Here is a 22,912-nt window from a genome sequence, read left to right on the forward strand (position 1 = left end):
TCTGTCTATCGTCCGAAGCCGCAAACCTGCACGACTACGCGGAGTGGGACGAAGATTCGATCACAGCCCGCGGCGCGGCCTTGTTTAAGGTGGCGGCGCTGCTCTGGCAGGACCCGCCCCACCTGCTCAGAACGCATAGGGAGGGCGACATCCTGACCGCCTCTGCGTCCTGCCACCCCGACCAATTGTCAGGACTGTCGGTTTCGTCGAACCGCTCCGCATCGTGGCGATGGAGAAAAAGGGTACGACAGACGGGCAGGTTTCGGGCCTGTCCGTCCTTCGGTGGCTGACAATAGCGCCGGTAGCGCCGAAAGCCTGGCTCAGGCGGCTTCTTCGGTCGTCTCGCTTTGGGGAGAGGCGTCCACGACCGTGGGTTCCTGCGGGAAGATCACCCGGGCGTTGACGCGGTACTCCTCGCGCTCGCGGCCCTTGGTGGTGCCCTCCCGGTCGGGCTTCCAGTAGAGGAGGCCGGCCTCGACGAGGAGGGCGCAGGCGTCCTTGCGGAGCCGGGTGTTCGCGAGCCGTCCACTGGCGACACGCTGGAGCTGCCGCCCGGTGAAGCAATCGCGCCAGTCGCGTTCGCGCAGGATCGCGAGCACGGCGCGGGCATCGGCCTCTCCATCGCCGACGGTCGCCGTCTGCCGGACGCGCTTGGCCTGTTCGAGGAAGTAGGCGTCCATCAGGTGGATCGCCTCGGCCATGCGGTCAGCGTCGATCGTCGTCGGCGATTCTGCGTCCTCCGCCCCGCCGCTCCACTGCAGGAACGTCAGGACGGCGCTGAGGCGCAGAGCCTGGCCGGGAGCCTTGTTGAGCGTTGAGGCGTACCACGCGCTCTTGCCCCGGGCGTCGTCCATCATCCTCTGGCCGAAGGCCTGGAGGAGGTCGGTAGCCTCCTCGGACACCGCGACCTCGTCGGGCCGGTTCTTCACCCGCGTCGATAAGTCGTCGATCGCGATCAGCGCCGCGCGGGCCCGGTCGTCATCGGCCCGCGCGTGCGTGTCGGACTTGCGCGGTATCCGGAAGCTGGTCGGGCCCTCGGGCCACATCCACAGGAAGCGATGGGCGAGGCCGTCGTCGGACTTCGTCAGGAAGTCGCGCAGCGGCTCTGGCTGGACGCTGCCGATGACGCCGATCGATAGGTGCGGGATCTCGACCGGTGCGCGCACGCCGTTCTTCAGGTCGCCGCCCTTGCGAATCACGGTGTAGGGATCACCGTCGTAGGCCTTCAGCCAGAACGGCCGGTCGGCGCTGACGCCCTTGGCGCGATAGCGGTCGAAGCCGCCGAACCAGCCCGCGAGCTCGTCGGAGAATTGCAGCAGCCCGCGCGGCGAGCCGGCGGCGGTCGTGATCAGGCCTTCGGTCGTAGCGTCGACCACGTGCAGGACCGGCATCACCGGCGTCGCCGGGATCTCGGCGTCCTCGGGCCACTCGGGCGGCGGCTTGTCCTGGGCGAGCGCCTCTTCGACGGCGCGCCGCCACGCCTTGTCCTTGAGGTCAGCGACGACGGCCTTCAGGCGATGGGCCGCCCCCTCGCCGTCGATGGTGGCGGCACGCTTGGCCTCGATCTGGTTGATCAGACGACGCACCGGGCGCATGCCGGGGCTCTTGGCGGTCGAGGGATTGCCGACGAGACCGATCCACAGCACGCTCGGGTGTTCCCAGACGCCCTCGACGTTGGGCCAGCGCACATTGCCGAGCAGCGCCCCGACGGTCGCGAGCAGGGTGCCGGCAGTGTAGTCGACCGGGGCGTTCGCGGCCCGAGCCGATTGCTCGACCCAGGTCTGCCAGAAAGGGCCGAGCACCTCGACCGGAAATCGGGGGGCGTCGTCGAAGCTGGTCCTCAGCAGCGACGTGTCCGGATCGGCCCACCGGGACTTGGTCGGCTTCGCGTCGGTCTGGAACGCCGCTTTCAGCGCCTCCTGCTGCGCATGGGCGTCCCCTGGCTCGGGGTTCTCATTGGCGGGGTCGTTCGGATCGGACATCGCGTAGGCCTGGTGGGTTCGAGACGAACCTTAGGAGGCGCGGCCAAACCTAACGCAGCCCTGTCGTACCCGCTGTCCCCAGGTCCCTAGCGGAGATTGGTCTCCACTATCCTGAACCTGCGGTTTCCAAACATGCGCTTCTTGGAAGTTCCGAATTGTTTAGTTTGGTGGAAATGCAAATACCAGATGCAGGATGGAGATGTCCGGGAGTTCGAGGGCTGGTCTCGGCACTCCAGAATGCAGTGCGATGCCGAACTGAGGCTGAACGGCATGCAGCGTCGCTCCGTATTCGCCGCCGCGCAGAGCGCCTTCAATCAGATTGGCCCACGGCGGATGCTCCTGAGCCGCAGAGTACGCGAACATGAGCGCTACGCGCTCGCGGGTGTAGGTCGAGTCTGTCGTGAGAAAGCAGCCGAGCCCATCTTCGCCGAGATAGGCAGACGTGACGTCGCCGTGCTGTCGGAGGAGCTTGGCCTCGACGGCCAGGGAGGCTGTGCGACGGCTTCCGAACCGGCGCTTGATCCGGAAGTCCATGCGCCGTGCTGTTGGCCCGCGTCGTGTGCGGCTTTCCACGGGAAGCTCGGGGACGAATTCAATGTCCCGAAGAGGATTGTCGATCCTAAATCTGTCTTTGAGACGGTCGATCTCATGGAAGATGGCGACCGAGATGTCGACTTCCCCCATTTTCTTCTCAGGCCTAATGGCACGCTGTGCGTCCCAAGCCTTCTGACGTCGCAGGCGCTTGTAGGCGATGGCGACGGCACGAAGAGACGTGACCGTCAGGGCGCTCCAGATGCTGGCTTCGTCGCGGACCATTCCGGCCGCCATGAACGTCTCGATGAGAGCGGCTTGCCTCTTGGTCTGGGCGATCATGCGTGGGGCGCGAGGATACCGGCCGCGACGCGATCCGCGTCGATGAAGGCTTGGGCAATCGTCCAGTGGTGGGCCTCGGACGGCTTGACCAGGACGAGGCGCGCGGCATCGGGATCGCGCCAGTAGAACAGGCTGTCTTCGAACGCCGCTCCAGCGTTCTGATCGTAGGATCGCAGCGCCGGTTCCAAATCGAAGCTCTGGGAGGGCACGCCGGGATCGAGCGAGGTCTGCACGACGGTGACGTTGCGAACCGGATCTCGAAACTCGCATTCCGGTCCGACGCCAGCGACACCGATCAGGCGCTTGCGGATGGTCTGCACGTAGGTCGTGTGAGCAGCCTCCTCGGCGTCCAAGAAGGCTTCCTCTGGAACCTTGGCGTTCGCGAACAGGCGACGATAATCCAGAAATTCCTCGATGGCAGAGCGGAACTCGCCAGTGATCCCGAGAAGATCGTAGCAGGCTGCATCGAGATCGGTCTGGGACTGCTCGAAGAAGCGCTCGAGCCGCGGATCCTCGGGGCCCCGGAAGGGCAGCGGCAGCGACGTGAGATCACCGAGGCTCAAGCGGGGGCGATCCATCATCGCGGAGGGGGCGTGCAGGGTCAGGTAGTACTGGGCCCAACGGCTGTTCAGCACCAGGGTGATCGCTCGCAAGAGTGTCCGTCCGTGGTCGGCTTTGGGCTCTTTGAGGCCGATGCCGATGAGTGTCGTGTTGAACGCGACGGGCCGCGTCGCCAGGGCTGCCGGTCCTTGCTTGCGCGGTACGAGGACGACGTCGTTCAGGAAGAGCGAACGATACTGGCCCTTGATGCCCTTCTGAACCGCCTTGGCCAGGGGGTAGATGCCCTCGGTATCGCCGAGCTTCAGTGCCGAACCGGCACCGACGAAGTTCATATAGTCCGTCCGAGCATCGCCGCGTGTCGTCAGCGTATGGTCCATGGGTACGCCCGAATAGCGTGTCTCGGCCCCGAGCTTCACCACGAGTTCTGGTGTCAGGGACCCGAGGGTCGCGAACCGCTGACGGGCGATATGTCCGTCGACATAGTTCATGATCAGGCGATCGACCGATCGCCCGTTGATCCCGCGGACCCAAGCCGTGTCTGTGTCGAGTTCCGCCTGTGGGATGCCGACGCTCTCGCCTGGATCGAGGACGAGCGTCCAAGCCGCGGTGCGCCGCTTGACCGGCTGAGAGATCGCCGTCGGCGCGTCGAAGCGGACGAGGTGATCAGGCTCGGCCACGCTGATTGACATGATCAGGATCGCGGCGGCCTGTTCGGCTTCCTTGAAGAGTTCGCGTCGGAACGGGGCAAGGTTCGTCACACTGACGATTTGGTACGCCGTCATGGCATGCCGGAACGGCGCGGCGCGATCGTTGCCGAAGGAACTGGCGGGCAGCAGATAGGCGGCGATGCCCGTAGGCGCGATCGCACGATCGAGCGTTTCAAGAACGAAGACCTGGGCGGCCTGAGCGTTCTCGACCTTGTCCTTCCACCGAAGCGCAGCCTTCTTCAGCCATTCGGCATCGCTGCGAAGCGCATTGCCCCACGGCGGATTGCCCACGACGATATCGAACGGGGCTGAGAAGCGCGTGCTTGGCGCGAAGAAGTCATCGGCGATGAGGTTCGTGCCGACGAGCGGAGGGAACAGCTTCTTGGCAGCCCCGCGCTTGCCGAGGGAGAACGCCATGATCTCCTCCTCGGCGAGGTAGTCGAGGAGGGTGAGATACAAGCTAAAGGCTGCGACGTGACAGGCCTGCGGCTCGAGTTCGGCTCCGAAGATACCGGTCGTCAGGATCATCTGGAGGCGTTCGGCCGGCAGGACAGACTGCCGTTCGGCGACGAGCGCGTTCTCGATCTTGCGCCGGTATGCGCCGACGAGAAAGACACCTGAGCCGCAGGCCGGATCGAGAACGCGGTCGTGCTCCGTCAGGAGCTTCCGGTCCTCAACGGCGTCCAGGATGAAGTCAGCGAGGAACGGCGGGGTGTAGAACGCGCCGTCGGCCTTCTTCCGCTTCGGGTTTGTCTTGGCGAGGAACAGTTCATAGACGGCCGAAAGCGTCTCGATCCGGATTGAGCCGAGATCGATCTCGAACAGGGCGAGTTGGAGGCTGCCGTCGCTGTTGGCCCGGCCGAGCCTGATCGCGTCGCGCAAGTAGGTGAGATGCGCGGCTTCGATGATCGCGGGATCCGTCGTAAGCGGGAAGATGGTCCCGTTGAAGACCCCATCGAGCTTTGCGTTGAGGGCGAGAAATGTCTCGACCGGCCAGGGATGATACGGCTCGACGACGGCGCGGCGGTCCTGCTTCTGGTGCTCGAACCAGGCTTCATTCAGGATGCCCCGATCAACCAGCATGTAGATGTAAATCATCCGCCCGATGAGCGCATGGGCGAGCTGGATCGGCAGCTTGCTGAGCCCGGCCTGTCCCCTCGTCAGAACGTCGGAGAGGCTGCCAAGGTTCTTCAGCAGCACCTCGTCGACGCCGGTTTCCGAGACGGCATAGTCGCGCCACGTCACGCGCGAGCGCAACGCGTGAGCGTGCAGCTTGGGAAACACGGTATCGCTTGGGCCTGCGAGGTCGTCGACCGCGACCCTTTTGCGCGTGCGTTGCTCGCGCGTGTCCGATGAGAAGCCGAACCCGTCGCAAAGCCAAGCGCTCTGAGGCGTGACCACGATCAGATACGGTACCAGTCCCTGGCTCCAGACGCGCCGGTGCAGGTTCAGAACTGCGCTGTCGTCCTCGGCTTGTGCGATCAGGACGAGCGGCTTGAAGCGGGGACGGTGGTGGGACGGGCGAAGACCGAACGCCGCGACCACCTGCATGCGGGCTGCGGCCGTCGCGAGCGCCGCGCGATGAGAGCCGAGAGCATCAAAGGCTTCGGCCCAGACCAGACCGTTGGCCTCGCTGTAGCCGAGCCGCTCGATGACCGCATGGACGGTCGCGGATACAGGGAGCGCGCTCATCGCGCGTCTCGGTTCAGCAACGGCGTGTCCGCAGAGCGCCCGGCATCGTGCAGACGGCTGGCGACGGAGAGAAACACGGATGTGTCGGCTGCGGCGAGTTCCTCGAGCATGGCGAGCCGTTCCGGCGTAGGCAGAGCTTGGATGCGGCTCAGAACCCGGCTGCGACGCCGCCGGATTTGCTCGCGCTCACGGAATGTCGCTCCGATGTGTTGATAATCATGCAGGTGGTCGGAGGGGGTGTAATTCACCCAGAGCGATTCGACCACAGCGCCGGCCTGGCTCCAGCCGGGAACGTCGATGCGCTGCCAGCCAGGCAGCAGATCCGTATAGAGATCCGATGCGTAGCCGGACAGGATGACCGGGCAGGGTAGGTTGCGGAGAACTGTCAGGGCCGCAACGTGCTCGGCCTCGCTGTAATCGTGGCGGTAGATCCGACTTCGCGATCGCCGGGTCGCGGCGAGATAGGGCGGATCGCAGTAGACGAGTTCCTCGCCGGTGAAGCGCCGCTCCTTCAGGTGCGCGATCCCGTCGCCGACCTGGATCGTGCAACCCCGCGGCGTGCGGTCTCCCCACCACGCGATGACGGTCGGGTCCAGATCGTAGCCGAAGCTCTCGTGCGCAGGTTTCTTGTGCCGCAGCACTGCGCCGTGGCCGAGATGGGTCTCGATGTACGTGCGATGCGGCGGCATCAGCGAGATGATCCGCTTGTAGCACCGCCCTTTTCCACCCGGGTACGTCATGCCCGCACCATCGCCAAAAATGGCGATGGACGCAAGCACGCCAGAAGCTCTGTCCCGTGGCTGATGTGTGACACCCCGGGCCGGCTACAAATCCGTCTGCCTGAGTGAGGGGCGTTGTCACGATCCATTGCGTGTCGCGGCCTCTAAGATGGCCGCCGTCGGCGCAGGATCTCGACCAATCGCTCTGAGCGCTTCGACGAGATGGCGAGCGCGTTCGGTGCAAACGCGATTTACGCATGCGCCGGCTCCTCGACGGGCTTCCGTCAGGGCGTGAACCGCATGCCGCTCCGGCGCTGGCACGGCGACGGGAATGCCGGGGCCGTGCAAGACGAGGGATTGCACCGGGTTATCGATCAGGATGCCGGTGAGGTCTGATGTCTCGTCGTTGGCCTGATCGAGGCCGACGACGGCGACCTGCACGCCGGTCGCCGAACGGCAGAGGCCAAGGTCCTCGGGCCCGGAGGCGAAGCTGGGATCCATCGTGCGGAGGGCGTCGAGGATGCCGCCGACCCGGCCGGGATCCCGGAGGGCGATCTCGACCGCGGGATCATCCCTGGTTCGCTGTGGGCGCTTGGGGAAGCGCACGCCGAGGACGCCGTCGTAGGTCTGGAAGGCGGCCTCTCCGAGGAGCACGGCGTGGTCGGGAAACAGGCCGGCGCGCGCGAGCGCCTCGATGATCCGGCCGGTGATCCGGTCGGGCCGCGGCATCCCGGCTCCGATCAGGGCGCTCACCGTCGTTGCGCGCTCGGCGCGCACTGTCTTCACCCGCTGAAACCGCGCGATCCGTGCCACGACGTCAGGATCGTCGGCGCGCCCGAGATAGCGGGCGTAGCGCTGGCCTCGGCCGGCATCACCGGCGGCGGGGCGGTAACCCTGGTAGTAGGCGTGGTCGGCTGGCGCGCCGGCGCGGTTCGACCGGACCAGGATGCTGCCGTTCTCCGGCATCTCCGGATCGAATAGATCATCGATCCCCTGGTCGAGAAGGTCAGCGTACAGCGTATGCTGGGCGAGCGAGAGCGGTCGGACCATCGTGGGCGATGATGTATGCAAAAACGCAATATGCATACATCGCGAAGAGCGGGCGGGCACGCCCTGTGCATGACCTTTTGTCAGGATCGTCGCTTTGGTTGGCGATCTCACACCTTTGGCGGATCGCAGAAGGGTTCGCAGCCGACCTCCGCTCAGTCCTTCTGACAGTAGGTGCGTTAGCGACGATAGGCTCGGACTTGGCCCTCGATTGGCCCGAAGCGCCTGCAATCGCCGCCCCTGCAGGGCCCGCATCCTTCCTGCCTCAGTCGCAGTGTGGTTCAGTCAGTGAGGGGCAAGGGGGATCACATGGTGGGATGGCGTCCGGGCGGCGAGATCTGTCCGGTCTGCGGCGGTGAGGGACGGGGATCGGTCTCCTATCCCGCCGCGATCTGCCGGGATTGCGAAGGCCGCCTCGTTGACTGGGCCGACCGACCGGTCGACATCACGAACACATCGTTCCTCGGAACGGGCATCCAAGTTTCGAACGGCGAGGATGTCGTCGCCAATGACGACACCCCGATCTTCGTCGACGGGATTGCGTGCTGGGCGCGGGAAGCCCGCTTTGGGGGTGTGGTGGTCCAACCCGTGGCGGGTTGGCTCATGCCGCCGTTTCCGAGCGACACGCCAGATGAATGCAAGACTCTTGCTGCGTTCGGGTACGATGGGCGGGCGGTGCTGGATTTTCTGATCGCCGCATCCCCATGGGGATCGATCGATCAAGCGATCGCGTCCCTGTCGCTCTTCGCTCATCCCGACGTTGTCACGGCGACCGGACGCCGAGCCGTCTTCCGCACGGTACGGGGTCGGACGGCCGACCGGGGCACGATCGTCGACGGCGTGATGGTCGATGACAATGCGAGCCCGGCGGCCGCCTTCGAGTGGAGCACGGGTTTGAAGCGCGCGACGACACGCGACCTGACCTGCTGCCACCTCTACGCGAGTTCGAGCGACCCGGAGGCCTACACGGACCTCCGCAACATCTTCTACGCGCCGAGCTTCATCGCGAAGCTGACCGACAGCCAAGCTCGATCGCTTCCGGAGGTGCATGCCCTCCACATTCTACGGTATCGCGCATTCGCCCTGCACGGCTATTGTGGGCCGGGCAGCACGATCCGACCACCGAAGCCACAGAACTACGATGCCCTGACATGGGCCGATCCAGCGGGCGCGGGTGCGAGCGCGGACCAAGTGCAAGCCACACTTCGCGCTCGGCTTGCCCAGAAGCCGAAAGACCGGATCACCAAATCGGTCGCGCGATGCGGCTGGGTGTTCACGGGCGGACACCCGGACCCGCTGGTGGTCTATGACGGGCGTTCATAACCTGCGCCGATCGTTCTCGGCCGTCGTAGGTTCTGATCGAGGTGGTAGGCGATCGCCGCCTCGGACCCGATCACCACCTTGCCAAGCGCAGGAACGGGCTGACCCCTGATTCACTCTGACTCAGGGGTGACGTCGCTGGAGCCTCTTGTCTCGCCGTCGTGGGATGCCACCTTCGACGTCATGATGGACTGCCGTGGAGATACGGCGGACCATCATTGCATCCCAGCCTGTTGCGAAGTGGATGGCCGATGGTTCGTGCTTTGACGTCGGCAAGAGAAAGCGTCACCGGGGACGTCCGAGTGCTAGACGGGCGTTACCCGGTGATCGCGTCCATTCTAATCCATCATAGCTTCTTTGCCTGATCTTTGGCCTTACCGGATAGGTGGTAGGCGATCGCCGCCTCGGACAGAGGCTGGTGCCCGTGCCGGCCGGGGAACGCCCAGGGGCCGGGTCGACTGCTCCAACCCGATGTCCATCTGGCCCAGCGCAGGAATGTGCTGGCGAACGGTTCTTCGAGGACGATCGCCTCGGCCGCCGGCCACAGCGTGACGCTGTTGCGGGTGACCACGATCTCGTCGCGCCGAAGCGTGAGAACGCGGGTCATCGGCAGGGCGTAGATCCTGGCGAGGAGCAGGATGAGCATGGCCCGTGCCTCGCCGGCGCTGCGCGGCTTTGCAAGGCGCTTCCGCCAGGCTTTGATCTCGGCGCGCAGCCGCTTCTCCTGAGCGACCGGACTGAGAGGGCGCGGCTTGGGCGAGGTCAGGGCCGGCCCGCCCTGGGTGGCGACGAAGCTGAGAAAGCCCTGAAGCGCGGCCCGGTGCCCGGGGCTTTTGCGCAGCGCACGTGCGAGGTGGCGCTGGCTCAAGTCGCCCAGCGGGGCGTCGCCGAGTTCGGCGAGGAGGGCGAGGGCGGCCGTGAGCGAGGTCCGCTGGGTGATGGGCTTCCGGTTCCGGGCCGCGAGGCTGTCGCGGTACCGGCGCAGGAGGGACGCGTGCGGGCTGTCCCGATGCGCGGTCAGGATCGCGTCGACTCGCTCGTTCTCGATCAGGACCTGAAGCCGGGTCCGGTCCCAGTCGAGCACGCCGACATCGCTCATGAAGGCGATCAGGGGTGCGACGCGTCTCGCGCCGTCAGCGCCGAGCGCGGCGTGGACCGCGTCGGTGGTGAGGCGACCGTAGGTGGGATCCCTCACCGCGATCGCGCGGCATGCGTCTGCCGTCCGGGCGATGCGCTCGGCGGCGAGGCCGTTGTCGAGGGGGATGCGGCCGCTCTCGCAGAAGGCGATAAACATCCCGGACATCCACTGGATCGGGATCGTTGCGGCCTCCTCACCGATCTGGCGCTCGGAACGGCGTCGCTGGCTGCAGGGGTAGCAGGGAGCGTGGCCGCTTCCGGGTATGACGGCCTGGCAGATCGGGCACGTGTGGGTGATCCCGACCGAGCAGGGGAAGCAGATCCGGTCGTCCGCCATCACGGGGCGATGGCGGCGACAGATTCGGCAGGTCGCCTTCATCGGCGTTGGGCCGTGGCGTCGAGCAGGCGAGCGGCACGCACGCGCCGGTACCCGGCACGGTTCTGGCGGCGGAGGCGTTTGAGGTCGCGGTCCTGGAGCACGGGGACGAAGGTTCGATCGCGGGCAAACCCTTCGGGCAGGCGCAGGATCTGGAGCGCGAGGTCGCCGGGTTGGGCGACCTTGCGGAAGCTGCGTTGGGTCAGCCCGGCGCTGCCGGCCGCGACGAAGAAGCGGTTCGGCCAGTCACTGAGCCAGTGACCGACGGTCTCGAGGATGACGGCGCGATCGCCGGCGCGCATCCGCTCGAACCGGGTCACCGGGATCGCCGCGGCGTCGAGCCCAAGGGCGCAGCGCAGCAGGGGCAGCACATCGGGATGCCGCGCCACCGTCACAAGGCTGCGCACGCCCCGAAAAGCAGCATCCCCCTGCCAAGGCCCGACCGTCGTACCCGGGTCGTTCGCGAGCACCGCGAGCAGGCGGGTCTGTAACTCGTTCACGGCCGGCAGGACCACCGCGGGATGCGGATCGCGATGGGCGAGATCGAGCCCGCACGCGTGGCAGGCGTCCAGTCGCCAGCGGTAGCTGCGATGGGGCACGATGGCGGCCCCGCAATGGGGGCAGGCATCGCGGAGCGGTGTCATGCAGGTCGGGCAGGCGAGCACGAAGCTGTAGCGCCACGTGCGGCGCATGTACGGCTCACCGTCACCAAGACACCGCGGACAGATCTGAACCGCGTGTCGCATCCGTGTGCGGTGAAAAATCCCGGCGGACAGGATCAGCGCCGTATCGCCCGATCCCCGGCCGAACCGGCGGCGCGGGGCGTCGAGCGTCATCGCCTGCACCCGTTCGAGGGTGAGACCGGCGCGGTTCGCGAGATCGGCGAGCCAGGCGGTATCTTCGCCGCGGTCGAGATCGCGGTTCCAGACCGGTCGGTCCGGCCACCATTGGGCAGCGAACACGGTTGGTGGCAGGCGGTGCCGGAACGCGGCGCGTGCGAGGTACGAGCTCAGGATCTCGTCGTCGTAGGGGGTTGAGGGCAGGGGCCAGCGCATGGCACCCTCAGCCGGCTGCGCGACGCCGTTCCCCGCCATACGGCAACCGCGACGCAGCCTCGATAAGCCCGAGATCGACCCGAGGCTTGCCGGCCTCGATCGCGGTCTCGGTCGCTCGCTGGATGACCCGAACGACCCGGCCGACGGTGCCTTCGGACACATTGAACAGGGCCGTCAGGGGCTCCTTGTCGGCGAGGTTCGAAGGCTCGGGCATTGGCAAAAGCCGCTCGTAGCTCGCCACGAACGAGCGAAATTCCTGGTTCAATCGCCAGCGCGGCAATACGAACGGCTCGAACCGGTTGGCGGTCTGCTCGTCGGTCTTGAGCGCGGCCTCGGCGTCGCGTGTTCCCGCCGCGACGATGGGCAGACGCAGGCGATTGCTCAGGCTCTTGAGCAGGAGCAGCCGGTCGCGCTGGGCGCGCGGGGGCAGGCGCGTGATGTTGTGCAACTCATCGATCATCAGCATGCGCACCGCGAGCTGATCGAGGATTGCGCAGGTGTAGCGCATCAGGTTCTCGCTCCGCCGGGGCGGCGCGCAGCGCATGCGTTCCAAGATCGCTTCCCAGAACAGGGCCTCGTTGGCCTCCTTCGGCATCTCGATCAGGACGACGGACAGCGGCCGATGCCCGGTCAGCCCATTGGGTTCTCGCAGGCGCACCGGATCGCCGTGACGCGCAGCGAACGTCTCCAGGATGGTGCTCTTGCCGTTGTTGCTGTCCCCGATCAGCAGGCAGTTTTCCATCCGCCGAGCCCGGGCGTGATGGAGGATGCTCTCCAGGCGATCCATCGCCGCCGTCGCCGCCGGGTAGCCGATCCACTGATCGGACTGGACGAACGCGATCCGCTCCTGGCGCGAGCGTTCCACGAGGAGCCGGACATCCGGCTGGAGGTGGGGATAGCGCTCGGACATCGGCGGCCTCGCAGATCGAGTTCCTGTTTTGTTCTAATCTGGGACGGTGTTCAACGGGCTTGGGCCCGTTGTCCTCAGGCCTGTGGAGAGTGGGGAGAACGAGGACAGAGGTGCCGAGCGGCTAGGATCGCGCCTCGCCGGCATCCAAGCGGCCGCGCAGAATTGTCAGCAGCGACGGCGCAGAACGACCAATAGGCCCTTGGGCGGGAGGCCACGGCAGACACTCGAGCATGGTCTGTTGCACCCCATGTCAGCGCTGAAACTCGGCCGGCTCGATGTCGCCGTAGATGACCGGCGGCGTATCGAAGAGCCCGTCGTCCTCGCGTGGGCTCGGCGTGCTCGGCTGACGTTCCTGCACCGGCGCTGCCGCCGGGGCAGGCTTCACCTGCGAAGCACGGTGGAACTCACGGCGCGCCGCCTTGGTCTTGGCTCGCGCTTCCTCGGCATAACCCTCCCGGCGAGCGATGGCCTTGAACAGCTGGTCCTCATCGACGTCGAGAACGCCCTGGCGTTTGAGTTCCGCCTTCGCCGCCTTGATCTGCCACAGGCTCACCGACGGGTGGCTGAGATCGCGATAGGGGATCGCGAAGTATCGCTGGATCTCAGGGTCCCAGAACCAGATCCGGCTGACGTCGCGGGGATCCCGGCGGAACTCGAACTGTCGCGGCCGCTTCGGATCGTCCGGATCGGTCGCGCCGGCCCAGCGATACAGGACCTCGTCCTGGTAGCCGATCTTGTCCATCTCGACGCCGTAGCGCTGGATCGTGCGCTCAAGGCACGGCGTGAAGTCGAGCCGGAGCTTCTCCGCGTCGGCGATCTTTTCAGGCAACCCTGCCCCGGGTTGGACCCCGTCGCCCAGCAGACCCACCTGCCACCTGCGCCGCGGCGTCATCGCGATCTCGCTGTGCAGGCGCATGTGATAGGTCGTGGTGAGAAAGTCGACGAGGTACCGCTCGACCTCGCCGAGGGTCATGCTGGCCATACCCTCGGAGTTGTAGCCCTCGCGCTGGCGCGTGTTCGAGAACGTCGCGCCGTCGAGCTTGCGCACCTCGTTGGCGGTCGTTCCCATCAGGCGCTCGATGTGACCGCCGTAATGCGGGGTCTTCACCGGTCGGAAATCGAGATCGATGCCCCAGTCCCGGCACGCCCGCGCGAGCAGCTTGCCGCGAAACTCCTTGGCGTTGTCCGCCATCACCTTCGCCAACCGCCCGTAGACCGGCCACTCGCCGGGCACGCCCAGCGCCTCCAGCACCGGCCCTTTGGGCAGCATGCTCATGGACAGGCACAGCCCGACCGCGTTGGCGTTCGGTCGCTCCATCGACAGGTGGTAGCCCGTCACCATGCGCGAATACACGTCGATCGCGAGCGTCAGCCACGGCCGACCCATCGGCAGCCGCGTCGTCTCCTCGACCACGATCACATCGAGCTGCGTGTGATCGATCTGGACGACCGCCAACGGCTTGTCCGCGCCCGGAAAATGTCCGCGGACCGGCTTGCCGAGGTTGTCCGCCTTCGCCCGCTCGCCGCGGCGGCGCAGCACCAGTTGCGGATGCAGCGCCGCGATCCGCGCCCGCACCGTGTTCTTACCCGGGACCGGCAGCTTCGCCTGGCGGCAGGCCGCTTCGACCTTCTCGATGATGTCGGAGGGCTTCAGCTTCTGCCGGGTCAGAAACGCGTCCTCGATCGCGCCAGCGATCACTGCCTCGACTTCCGGCGACAGCGACGTCCGGCCCGGCGGGCGGCCTGCCGTCGTCGGAGCCAAGCTCGAGAGATGCCCCGAGTGGCTGTAATCCGAGAGCCACCGGTAGATCGTGCTCGGATCGACTTTCGCCTGGGCCGCGACGGCCTCAACCTCGGCGCGTGGGATGATGCCGCGGTCCACCAGCGGCTTGATGATCGCCCAGCGCTGCTCGGCGACCGACCACGCCTTGTCCGAGATGTCGCTCGCCCGGCGCTGCTTCTCGGCCGGCCCGCCGGCAACCGGCTGCACCGCCTCGATGTCGGCGACCTTGAGCCGCTTGCGCTCCCCCGTCGCGACGTTCTCGCCTAGGACGCTGTCGAGATCGATCTCATGGGTGATGCGATACGTCGCCTCTCCGCAGCGGACCTCACAAGAGGGCGCAAGGCGTATGAATGCGGATCGCTCCATGTCGTGGCCTCGTCCTCGGCGACCCAGATCGGGGTCTTCATCGTCAGGTCCAGGGTGAGATCAGCCTCGATCCGACCCTGCGCAAGTAAGCGCCACAGGTGCGGGAGTGCCTGCAAGCGGCTGGGCTCGTCGGAGAAACTCGCGAGCAGCACGATCTCGGGCGTGGCCTCCTCGTAGGCCATCAGCGTCGCGATCAACGTCTCCTCGAACCCGTCGTGCTCCGCGCGCCGGAGGTACGGGCGCAGGAAGGTCACGTTGGCGAGAAGCGGCGTGCGGATCTCGGTCTCGGTTAGAATCCTGAACGTCGCCCTCTGCTCGCGCGCATAGGCGCGCGCCGCCAGGAACGCCGGCTTCAGGCGCGGCCACTGCGCGAACAGGTCCGCGCGGTACTTCACCTCGTAGATCATCGGCGTCGCCGCGGCGGCCGAAGGCTGGGCGGCCGTCGGCCCCACGAAGTCCACTGCCACGTCCGGCGTGTACCGGCGGGACTTGTGGGTGACAGGATCGCGGAAGGTAATCGTGATGGGTTGCCCGCGGACGCGCTGGGCCGAGGGCAGGAAGTCCAGGATCGTCAGAAGGTCGCGTTCGAGCGTACTCTCATGGGCGATCGACGCGCCTTTCACCTGGACCGTGCCGCGAACCGAGCGGTGGCCCATGCCGATGGTGCGCGCCGGCGCGCCTGTGGGCGCGGAGGCGACGGGCGTCACGTGGGGTGCTGGCGGCACGGGCGAATCGGTTCGCGCCGAGGATTTCGGGGACGGACGTGGCATGCGCGGGAGTGTCCCGAAGCGGAGGGAGCATGGAAAGGGAGGCGGGATCGCGAAAAATCGGCGGTCCCGGCGCGGCCTCACGGGGCGGCAAAACCCGGTCGCGGAATTTCCTGGAAAACAAGATCCAGTCGCGGAATTTATGGGTGTAGAGTCTTGGGATTTGGGGGTGAAAACCCGGTTAAGTCTTTGTTTTTGCTAGGTTTTAGTCGCGGCATTGGGTGGAAGTGACAGCGGGCTCAACGCTCGGCCGGGCGAGGCTTCGCTCGCCCATGGCGGCGTGCTGTTCCTCGATGAGCTGCCCGAGTTCACGCCCCAGGTGCTCGATTCCCTGCGCCAGCCGATGGAGACGGGCGAGATCATGATCGCGCGGGCGAACCACCGGGTGACCTACCCGGCCCGCTTCCAGCTCGTGGCGGCGATGAATCCGTGCCGCTGCGGCATGGCGCTGGAGCCCGGCTACGCCTGCCGCCGGGGGCCGAACGAGCGCTGCGTCGCCCAGTACGGCGCCCGGATCTCCGGGCCGCTGCTCGATCGGATCGACCTGCGCATCGAGGTCGCCGCGGTCACCGCCGCCGACCTGATCCTGCCGCCGCCCGCCGAGGGCTCGGCCGAGGCCGCCGCGCGGGTTGCCGCGGCCCGCGCCCTCCAGAGCGCGCGCTACGCCGCCCTCGGCCTGCCGGCCGCGACCACCAACGCCACCTGCCCGGCCACCGTGATCGAGACAGCGGCCGCGCCCGACGCCGAGGGGACGGCGCTGATCCGCCACGCGGCGGAGACCATGCGGCTCTCCGCCCGCGGCTTCCACCGCATCCTGCGCGTCGCCCGAACCCTGGCCGATCTCGACGGTGAGGCGCAGGTGCGGCGGCCGCATCTGGCCGAGGCGCTGTCCTACCGGGCGCGCGGAGAGCCGCCCGCGGCCGCGGCGTAAGCGGCGCCTGTCGACAACCACCCATTGCCACGCCTCTTCGCCGGGCACATAGTCGTGCACAATATGTCAGGGGCGGCCGGCCTGCCGGAACAGACCCCGTGCGAGGGAGTGAGGCGGTGGCGTACGGCACGCAGATGCGGCGGCATCTGTGCGGGATCCAGACGGCCTGGACGGATGCGGGCGAGGCGGAGGCCGCGGTCGCGGCCGTGGCGGGGGCCCTCGACCGGGCGGCGATCGGCCACCTCATCGTGTTCTTCTCGCCGGCCTACGAGGCGGAAACCCTCACCGCTTCGCTCGCCGCGCAGTTTCCCGGCGTCGGGCTCACCGGCTGCTCGACCTCCGGCGGGATCAGCCCGGCGGGCTCGATCGATCGCGGCCTCGTCGCCATCGCCTTTCCCCGGCAGGGCTTCCGCATCGTCTCGGGCCTGCTCACCGACATCGCCCGGCTCGACGTGGAGGGGGCGGCCGCGACCGTCCGGTCCTTGCGCCGGACCCTCGATGCGGGGCGGCCGGACGGCGGCGGCCACCGCTTCGCCCTGTCCCTGATCGACTCGCTCGCCAATGCCGAGGAGACCGTGGTCTCGGCCGCGGCCTGGGCGCTTGACGGCATCCCGCTGATCGGCGGCTCGGCCGGCGACGATCTCGCCTTCCGCAGTACGGTGCTGATGCACGAGGGCCGGCTCTGCCGCGACGCGGCGGTAATCCTGCTGGTCGAGACCGATTTCCCGATCCGCATCTTCAAGAGCGACAATTTCGAGCCGACGAACCGCAAGTTCGTGGTGACCGCCGCCTGCGAGGAGGAGCGGCGCGTCACCGAACTCAACGCCGAGCCCGCGGCGCGCGAATACGCCATGGCGGTCGGGCTCGATCCGGAAAACCTCTCGACGATGTCGTTTGCCTCCTATCCGCTCGCGGTGAAGATCGGCGGTGAGTATTACTGCCGCTCGATCAGCCGGGTGGAGCCGGACGGCTCGTTGACCTTCTTCTGCGCCATCGGCGAGGGGGTGGTGCTGACGCTGGCCCAGCCGCGCGACATCGTCGAGGCGACCCGGGCCGAGCTGGAAAGCCTCGACGCGTCGCTCGGCGGACTCGATCTCGTGATCGGCTTCGACTGCGTGTTCCGCCGTCTCGATGCCGAGAGCCGGCAGGTGCATCACCGCATCGCCGAGCTGTACCGGCGCTACGGCGTGGTCGGCTTCGAGACCTACGGCGAGCAGTACCGCTCGATGCACCTCAACCAGACCTTCACGGGCATCGCCATCGGCCGGGCCGAAGGGCCGGAAGGTCGGGGCGCGAAGACCGCGCGATGAACCGCCCGACCCTCTGGGCGGAGCCGCAGAGCGAGCCGCAGACCATCGAGTCCCTGACGCATCGCGTGGCCAAGCTCGAGCGCATCAACGCGGCGCTGATGGCCCATGTCGAGCGCACCATGGACCAGCAGGGCGGCGCCTACTCGCTGTTCCAGACCGCGATCATGCTGGAAGGCCGCGTCCGCGCCCGCACCGAGGAACTGACCGGGCTGATGCGCAGCCTGGAGCGCTCGAACGAGGCGATGCAGGCGGCGAAAGAAGAGGCCGAGACCGCCAACCGCTCGAAGACGCGCTTCCTGGCGGCGGCGAGCCACGACCTGCTCCAGCCCCTCAACGCCGCCCGCCTCTCGCTCTCGGCGCTGACCGACCTCGCCCCGGGCCCGGAGGCGAAGGCGGTCGCCCGGCAGGTCGAGCGCGGCTTGGAGACGATCGAGGACCTGATCAAGGCGCTCATCGACATCTCGAAGCTCGATGCCGGCATCGTCCGCCCCGTGGTCAAGCCGGTGCGTCTCGCCGATCTCGTCGCCGGGATCGAAGCGAGCTTCCGGCCCTTCGCCGAGCGCAAGGAACTGCGCTTGGTCACCCGCTGCGCCGATCTCGTGGTGGAGACCGACGGGGTCCTGCTCCAGCGCATCCTGCAGAACCTCGTTTCCAACGCGATCCGCTACACCGAGAGCGGCGGCGTGCTGATCGCGGCACGGCGCCGGGACAAGCTCTGCCGGATCGACGTGGTCGATACCGGCTGCGGCATTCCCGAGAGCGAGCGGGCGCTCGTCTTCGAGGAATTCTTCCGCGGCGGGCGCGAGGGTGACGATGGCGGTGTCGGCCTCGGGCTCGGGCTGTCGATCGTGCAGCGCATGGCCTCGACGCTGGGCCACGCCATCGAACTGCATTCCCGCACCGGCCACGGCACGCGCCTGAGCCTGACCCTGCCGCTGGCCGCGCAGCGCCCGGACGCGCGTGTGACGCTGGCGCCGCTGGCCACGGCACTGACGGGCGCCCGTGTGCTGGCGATCGAGAACGACACCTCGACGGCGGAGGCGCTGCAGCGGCTCCTGCGCAGCTGGGATGCCGAGGTTCAGGTGTTTCGCGATCTTGCCGGTGTCGTCGCCGCGCTTGGGAGCGGGCTGGCGCGGCCGGACGTGATGGTGATCGACTACCACCTCGACAACGGCGCTTGCGGCCTCGACGTGGTGGATTACCTGCGGCGCAACCGGGGCTGGGTGACGCCGGTGATCCTCACCACCGCCGACCACGGCGCCGACATCGCCGCCCGCGCCCAGGCCACGGGGGCCGAACTCGTCCACAAGCCGATCAAGCCGGCGCAGCTGCGCTCGCTGCTGGCCTACATGCTGGCGTGATCGGCGAGAGGGGCCGAGCGGTCAGAGCGCGCTGAGGCGCCGCTCGCCCATCAGCCGGTCGCGGGCGCGGGCGACGAGGGCAGGGCGGATGCGGGCGACATCGTCGCCGTCGAGAAGCGGCGAGCCGGCCAGGGCGCCGAGATAGGCCTCTTCCCGGTCCCGGCAGGTGGTGACCGCCTTGGTCGCGGCGAAGCTCCGGCTCGTGGTGCGGACCTGATCCGAGAAGGCCTCGTCGAGACAGGCCTGCCAAGCGGCGTGGCGCGCACCCTCCGGGCTCTCCTCCGCCCGCACGGGGCCGGCAGCGAGAAGGGGGAGAGCGGACAGGCTGGCGAGGAGGACGCGACGCATGGGACGAGCAGACCCTGGGACGGCGAACCTGAGGCACGGACGGGGTTTTCCGGAACGGGGCGCGCCCGCGGAAACCTCTCGTCAACCTTGGCTGCCGGCCCGTTAAAGCCTGCTAACGCGCGAGGTGCGGATCCGGTCCCATTTCGGGACCGGGAAAAGTTTCGCGAAGTGTTCCGTTCAGCGGTTGGCTGCCGTGAGCGGCGAGGCGTCGCGGCCGAGCGCCATCCAGCCCACCGCGTCTTGGCTCTCGCGCTTGACGAAGGTGTAGCCGGTCTGGGTCCAGGGCAGCACCGCGTTGGTCTTGTTGTCGAGGATCAGGTCGCCGCGGCTGGTGATGAGAGTGAGGACGGCGTGGCCCTCGCCCTTCTCGTCGATCACCACCGTCATCCGCATCGCCCGGCGCGGCAGTCCGGCCTCGACCAGCAGCCGGCGCTTGAGGAGCTGGAAATCCTCGCAATCGCCGCGGCCGTCCTCGGCGAGGTCCCAGCGGTCGGCGGCGCGCCAGTGCTCCTGATCGGTCACCGCCTCCACCGCCCGGTTGATCCGGCGGTTGACCGCGTTGATCGTCTGCCACAGCGCCGGCGTCAGGGTGATGCTGGCCGGCTCGGTGCGATCGACCGCGCATTCGGACGGGTAGCGCTCGCAGAACTCGGCCCAGGCGGCGATCGGCCGGGCCGGGCCGGTGGTGGTCGCCGACAGGCTCATCGCCGGCAGCGCGGCCGTCGGCTGCGCCGCGGCCTGCGGGGCCGGTGCCGTGAGGAAGGCCCCGGCCAGGGCGAGGCCCGCCAGAAGGCGGGTCGCGAACGAGCGGGCGGGCCGAACGACACAGAGCTTGGAGAACGCGATACGCATGGCCCTGACCGAGCAGTTAAGCTTCCGTTAATGAAGCTCTCACAGCCGCCCGCCGGCCGCAATCTCCGGGTTAAAAATCGGTTAACGCGATCCGTCGCATTTGAGCGAACCCTGGTCGGGGCGCCCGGCCGAACCCGGTGGACCGGCAGGAAACAGGTCCGCAGCACCGTCACCGGGCGCGGTGGTCCGGCCGGCACGGCACCTGCTACGCTTGGCCCGACCTGAACCTTCGTAAAGCCTTCCGATGACGAGCGAACTGCCTTCCACCGAGCCGGCGCAGCCCACCGATCGCGGGCCGCCGGTGATCCGCACCGTGGCGATGCCGACCGACACGAACCCGGCCGGCGACATCTTCGGCGGCTGGCTGATGGCGCATATGGACATGGCCGCGGGCAACGTCGCCGCGCGCCGGGCACGGGGGCGCTGCGCCACGATCTCGGCGGAGGCGATGACCTTCCACCGCCCGGTCTTCGTCGGCGACGAGGTGAGCTTCTATGCCTGGATCGTGAAGACCGGCCGCACCTCGATGGGCATCCAGGTCGAGGTCTGGCGCCGGGAGCGCGAGGGCGAGGCCACGATGAAGGTGACGGAGGGGTTCTTCACCTTCGTCGCCATCGGGCCGGACCGGCGGCCGCGCCCGATCCCGGAGGAACGGGCGGTCTGACCGACGGGCTCGTTTCTTGTTTTGTGCATCGTCTTTTCCCGAAAGCCGGCGGTCACCTTTCGGGACGATGCTGGAGCGAGCGCGGGTCGGACCTCAATGCATCGTCAGCGTGGTGAGCCGGCGGGCACCTGCGTGCTGGTGGAGGAAGGCGCTCATCTCGGCGAGCACCGGCGCCTTGCGGCGGAAGCTGACGGAGAGCGCGAGCAGCGTGTCGGAATGGTCGAGCCCCTCGTAGATCCGCTCCTGCACCGGCACCCGGGCGGTGCGCAGGCGCGCGGCGAGGCTCGCCGTGTTGCGGGGCTTCACCACCGTGTCCTTGTCGCCGGTGGCGAGGAAGGTCGGCGGCGAGTGTGCGCCCGCGAAGGAGACGGGCTGCGTCGCCTCCGGATCGGGCGCCTGTCCGAACACCTCGATCGAGGTCTTCTGGTCGAAGGGCAGGAAGTCGTAGGGGCCCGACAGGCCGGCCACCGCCCGCACCGCCCGCGGGTCGACGCCGGCCTGGCGCAGATATTCCGGGTCAAGCCCGAGCATCGCCGCGTTGTAGGCCCCCGCCGAATGGCCGGCGAGCACGATCCGGCTGGGGTCGCCGCCCTGCGCGGCGATGTTGTCGCGCACCCAGGCGATGGCCGCGGCCCCGTCCTTCAGGAAATCGGGAAAGCGTGCCTGCGGGTAGAGCCGGTAGTCCGGCAGCACCGTGACGAAGCCCTGCGCGGCGAAGGCCTGGGCGGCGAAGGCGTAGTCGTCCTTGCTGCCGCTGTTCCACGAGCCGCCGTAGAAGAACACCAGCACCGGCGCTCGCTCCACCGGAACGGTGGGCACGAACACGTCGAGGCGCTGGCGCGGATCGGCGCCGTAGGCCGCATCGCGAACCGCGAGCCGCCCGCCCTTGTCCCGCGGCCCCAGCGCGTCGAACAGCGCCAGCGGCGAGCAGCCGCTCAGGCCCAGGGCGGTGAGCCCGAGGCAGACCAGGGAGACGAGGGAGACGAATGCCTTGATCATGTGACTCGTGATTGACGCGGCGGTCGCGGCGGTTTCATGGCCGAGCGGTGGCGACGTTGGGAGTTATGTCCTCGGGATTCATGTCCTCAGGACGATGCAGGCGCCGCCGACGCCGCGGATCTTCTGGCACAGGCCGTCGGCCGCGCCGCGGCTCTCGGCCGGGATGCGCACGCGGTAGAAGGTGCGGGTGCCGCGGAAGCGCAGGCGCGTGCCGATGATCATCGGGCGAACCTCGCCGATCACGCTGGTGTAGCGCGTGCGCGCCCGCTGGAAGCTCGCCAGCGCCAGGGACTTGGAGAAGTTGCCGGCGAGCTGCACGCCCCAGGGCGCGGCCGGGCCGCCCTCGACCGAGAGGGCGAAGCGGTCCCCGCGCGACGGGATGCGCAGGGCCGCGGTGACCTGAAGGCAGGTTTGCGTCTCCGCCTCCGGCGGGGGCGGCTTCGCCTCGGATTTCGCCTCGGACGTCTTCGGATCGGACCCTTCCGGCATCTCGACGCCGGCATTCGGCCGCCAGTCTTCCGCCGGCCGGCCGGTGATGCCGATGACGTAGGCCCGCGTCTCCGCCGGCAGGCCGCCGCTGCCGGCGAGCCAGGCCGAGACCCGCCCCGGTCCGCCGTTATAGGCCGCCGCGGCGAGCCCGAGATTGCCGAACTGCCGCTTCAGATCGGCCAGGAAATGCGCCGCGTGCGGGATCGCCTGCTCGGGGTCGAACGGATCCGTGAGGCCGCGCTCCCGTGCCGTGCCCGGCATGAACTGCGCCACGCCCTGGGCGCCCGCCGGGCTCACCACGCCGACGCGGAACGAGCTCTCGCGCCAGATCAGCCGGGTCAGGAACGGGACCGGCAGCTGTCGCGCCTTGGCGGAATCCTCGATCAGCCGGCACAAAGCCTGCTCCACCGTCTCGCTCTCGGGCGAGGGAGCCGCACGAGACGGGCCGGTGCAGGCGACGAGAACAGCCGGCAGCAGGGTGAAAGCGAGGCGGTGCACAGCGCCTGATCTAGGGCGCCGTCCCGCGAAGGGGATGCGTGAGGGAAGGATTGCGAGCGCACCTGACGCAATCCGCCGGCTGCCCGGCATCATCGTGCAAGCATTGGCCCCGCGCGGGAGGGTTGTAGTTGAGGGCGCTTCTTAGAATCGCACTATTTTTCTCAT

Annotated in this window: 18 protein-coding genes and 1 pseudogene; 5 read left to right on the forward strand and 14 right to left on the reverse strand. The window is 68.0% G+C overall.

Annotation, left to right across the window (positions count from 1 at the left end; translation table 11 throughout):
• Nucleotides 1-320 precede the first annotated feature (320 nt).
• From MPPM_RS09590 to MPPM_RS09610, 5 genes are all read right to left on the reverse strand, one after another.
• Nucleotides 321-1,982: a DUF3987 domain-containing protein gene (locus MPPM_RS09590; protein WP_096484863.1), complete on the reverse strand. Its 1,662-nt coding sequence runs from the start codon at nt 1,980-1,982 to the stop codon at nt 321-323.
• Nucleotides 1,983-2,141: 159 nt separating this feature from the next.
• Nucleotides 2,142-2,855, reverse strand: a complete 714-nt coding sequence (locus tag MPPM_RS09595; RefSeq protein WP_096484864.1) for a hypothetical protein — start codon at nt 2,853-2,855, stop codon at nt 2,142-2,144.
• A complete protein-coding gene (locus tag MPPM_RS09600; protein ID WP_096484865.1) occupies nt 2,852-5,815 on the reverse strand; it encodes an HsdM family class I SAM-dependent methyltransferase in 2,964 nt (987 codons plus the stop codon). The genes MPPM_RS09595 and MPPM_RS09600 overlap by 4 nt, the downstream gene beginning before the upstream one ends.
• Nucleotides 5,812-6,594 (reverse strand): DNA adenine methylase, encoded by a 783-nt coding sequence (locus MPPM_RS09605; protein WP_157914154.1) that lies wholly within the window; start codon nt 6,592-6,594, stop codon nt 5,812-5,814. The genes MPPM_RS09600 and MPPM_RS09605 overlap by 4 nt, the downstream gene beginning before the upstream one ends.
• Before the next feature lie 78 nt (nt 6,595-6,672).
• Nucleotides 6,673-7,500, reverse strand: a complete 828-nt coding sequence (locus MPPM_RS09610; protein ID WP_162296262.1) for a GSU2403 family nucleotidyltransferase fold protein — start codon at nt 7,498-7,500, stop codon at nt 6,673-6,675.
• 390 nt (nt 7,501-7,890) lie between these two features.
• Here MPPM_RS09610 and MPPM_RS09615 point away from each other — a divergent pair, with 390 nt between their 5' ends.
• The gene (locus tag MPPM_RS09615) at nt 7,891-8,904 is read left to right on the forward strand and encodes a hypothetical protein (RefSeq protein WP_244573528.1); all 1,014 of its coding nucleotides are present in this window, start codon (nt 7,891-7,893) and stop codon (nt 8,902-8,904) included.
• Between the two features lie 343 nt (nt 8,905-9,247).
• Here the strand turns inward: MPPM_RS09615 and MPPM_RS09620 are convergent, their stop codons facing one another.
• The 5 genes from MPPM_RS09620 to MPPM_RS09640 all read right to left on the reverse strand — a co-directional run bounded on the left by MPPM_RS09620 (nt 9,248) and on the right by MPPM_RS09640 (nt 15,235).
• Complete coding sequence (locus MPPM_RS09620; RefSeq protein WP_157914155.1) at nt 9,248-10,204, reverse strand: hypothetical protein; 957 nt, start codon at nt 10,202-10,204, stop codon at nt 9,248-9,250.
• Between the two features lie 209 nt (nt 10,205-10,413).
• Complete coding sequence (locus MPPM_RS09625; RefSeq protein ID WP_157914156.1) at nt 10,414-11,469, reverse strand: TniQ family protein; 1,056 nt, start codon at nt 11,467-11,469, stop codon at nt 10,414-10,416.
• A gap of 7 nt (nt 11,470-11,476) precedes the next feature.
• Nucleotides 11,477-12,334: a TniB family NTP-binding protein gene (locus tag MPPM_RS09630; protein ID WP_157914157.1), complete on the reverse strand. Its 858-nt coding sequence runs from the start codon at nt 12,332-12,334 to the stop codon at nt 11,477-11,479.
• Nucleotides 12,335-12,629: 295 nt separating this feature from the next.
• On the reverse strand, nt 12,630-14,528 hold the full coding sequence (locus tag MPPM_RS09635) for a TnsB C-terminal domain-containing protein (protein ID WP_096484871.1): 1,899 nt from the start codon (nt 14,526-14,528) through the stop codon (nt 12,630-12,632).
• Nucleotides 14,426-15,235: a TnsA endonuclease N-terminal domain-containing protein gene (locus MPPM_RS09640; RefSeq protein WP_162296263.1), complete on the reverse strand. Its 810-nt coding sequence runs from the start codon at nt 15,233-15,235 to the stop codon at nt 14,426-14,428. The genes MPPM_RS09635 and MPPM_RS09640 overlap by 103 nt, the downstream gene beginning before the upstream one ends.
• A gap of 271 nt (nt 15,236-15,506) precedes the next feature.
• Here MPPM_RS09640 and MPPM_RS09645 point away from each other — a divergent pair.
• From MPPM_RS09645 to MPPM_RS09655, 3 genes and pseudogenes are all read left to right on the forward strand, one after another.
• Nucleotides 15,507-16,226 (forward strand): annotated as a pseudogene (locus tag MPPM_RS09645) (ATP-binding protein); the annotation flags it as partial.
• A gap of 116 nt (nt 16,227-16,342) precedes the next feature.
• Entirely contained in the window at nt 16,343-17,536 is a 1,194-nt protein-coding gene (locus MPPM_RS09650) for an FIST N-terminal domain-containing protein (RefSeq protein WP_096484873.1), read from the forward strand.
• The gene (locus MPPM_RS09655) at nt 17,533-18,897 is read left to right on the forward strand and encodes an ATP-binding response regulator (protein WP_096484874.1); all 1,365 of its coding nucleotides are present in this window, start codon (nt 17,533-17,535) and stop codon (nt 18,895-18,897) included. Before MPPM_RS09650 ends, MPPM_RS09655 begins: the two co-directional genes overlap by 4 nt.
• 21 nt (nt 18,898-18,918) lie before the next feature.
• Here MPPM_RS09655 and MPPM_RS09660 read toward each other — a convergent pair whose 3' ends face one another.
• A complete protein-coding gene (locus tag MPPM_RS09660; RefSeq protein ID WP_096484875.1) occupies nt 18,919-19,245 on the reverse strand; it encodes a hypothetical protein in 327 nt (108 codons plus the stop codon).
• A 177-nt stretch (nt 19,246-19,422) separates the two neighbouring features.
• A complete protein-coding gene (locus MPPM_RS09665; protein WP_096484876.1) occupies nt 19,423-20,097 on the reverse strand; it encodes a transglutaminase-like cysteine peptidase in 675 nt (224 codons plus the stop codon).
• Between the two features lie 244 nt (nt 20,098-20,341).
• Here MPPM_RS09665 and MPPM_RS09670 point away from each other — a divergent pair, with 244 nt between their 5' ends.
• On the forward strand, nt 20,342-20,761 hold the full coding sequence (locus tag MPPM_RS09670; RefSeq protein ID WP_017485283.1) for an acyl-CoA thioesterase: 420 nt from the start codon (nt 20,342-20,344) through the stop codon (nt 20,759-20,761).
• Between the two features lie 93 nt (nt 20,762-20,854).
• Here the strand turns inward: MPPM_RS09670 and MPPM_RS09675 are convergent, their stop codons facing one another.
• Both MPPM_RS09675 and MPPM_RS09680 read right to left on the reverse strand, forming a co-directional pair.
• Complete coding sequence (locus tag MPPM_RS09675; RefSeq protein WP_096484877.1) at nt 20,855-21,760, reverse strand: alpha/beta hydrolase; 906 nt, start codon at nt 21,758-21,760, stop codon at nt 20,855-20,857.
• 78 nt (nt 21,761-21,838) lie between these two features.
• Entirely contained in the window at nt 21,839-22,747 is a 909-nt protein-coding gene (locus MPPM_RS09680; RefSeq protein WP_096484878.1) for a lytic transglycosylase domain-containing protein, read from the reverse strand.
• Nucleotides 22,748-22,912: the final 165 nt, after the last annotated feature.

Source organism: Methylorubrum populi, assembly GCF_002355515.1.
In the GTDB taxonomy this organism is placed as follows: Bacteria; Pseudomonadota; Alphaproteobacteria; order Rhizobiales; family Beijerinckiaceae; genus Methylobacterium; species Methylobacterium populi_A.

What these genes read in the sequence shown, in the direction of transcription:
- MPPM_RS09590 (WP_096484863.1), bottom strand. Translation starts at nt 1,982, where the DNA reads ATGTCCGATCCGAACGACCCCGCCAATGAGAACCCCGAGCCAGGGGAC.
- MPPM_RS09595 (WP_096484864.1), bottom strand. Translation starts at nt 2,855, where the DNA reads ATGATCGCCCAGACCAAGAGGCAAGCCGCTCTCATCGAGACGTTCATG.
- MPPM_RS09600 (WP_096484865.1), bottom strand. Translation starts at nt 5,815, where the DNA reads ATGAGCGCGCTCCCTGTATCCGCGACCGTCCATGCGGTCATCGAGCGG.
- MPPM_RS09610 (WP_162296262.1), bottom strand. Translation starts at nt 7,500, where the DNA reads ATGCCGGAGAACGGCAGCATCCTGGTCCGGTCGAACCGCGCCGGCGCG.
- MPPM_RS09615 (WP_244573528.1), top strand. Translation starts at nt 7,891, where the DNA reads ATGGTGGGATGGCGTCCGGGCGGCGAGATCTGTCCGGTCTGCGGCGGT.
- MPPM_RS09620 (WP_157914155.1), bottom strand. Translation starts at nt 10,204, where the DNA reads ATGTCCGGGATGTTTATCGCCTTCTGCGAGAGCGGCCGCATCCCCCTC.
- MPPM_RS09625 (WP_157914156.1), bottom strand. Translation starts at nt 11,469, where the DNA reads ATGCGCTGGCCCCTGCCCTCAACCCCCTACGACGACGAGATCCTGAGC.
- MPPM_RS09635 (WP_096484871.1), bottom strand. Translation starts at nt 14,528, where the DNA reads ATGGAGCGATCCGCATTCATACGCCTTGCGCCCTCTTGTGAGGTCCGC.
- MPPM_RS09655 (WP_096484874.1), top strand. Translation starts at nt 17,533, where the DNA reads ATGAACCGCCCGACCCTCTGGGCGGAGCCGCAGAGCGAGCCGCAGACC.
- MPPM_RS09660 (WP_096484875.1), bottom strand. Translation starts at nt 19,245, where the DNA reads ATGCGTCGCGTCCTCCTCGCCAGCCTGTCCGCTCTCCCCCTTCTCGCT.
- MPPM_RS09665 (WP_096484876.1), bottom strand. Translation starts at nt 20,097, where the DNA reads ATGCGTATCGCGTTCTCCAAGCTCTGTGTCGTTCGGCCCGCCCGCTCG.
- MPPM_RS09670 (WP_017485283.1), top strand. Translation starts at nt 20,342, where the DNA reads ATGACGAGCGAACTGCCTTCCACCGAGCCGGCGCAGCCCACCGATCGC.
- MPPM_RS09675 (WP_096484877.1), bottom strand. Translation starts at nt 21,760, where the DNA reads ATGATCAAGGCATTCGTCTCCCTCGTCTCCCTGGTCTGCCTCGGGCTC.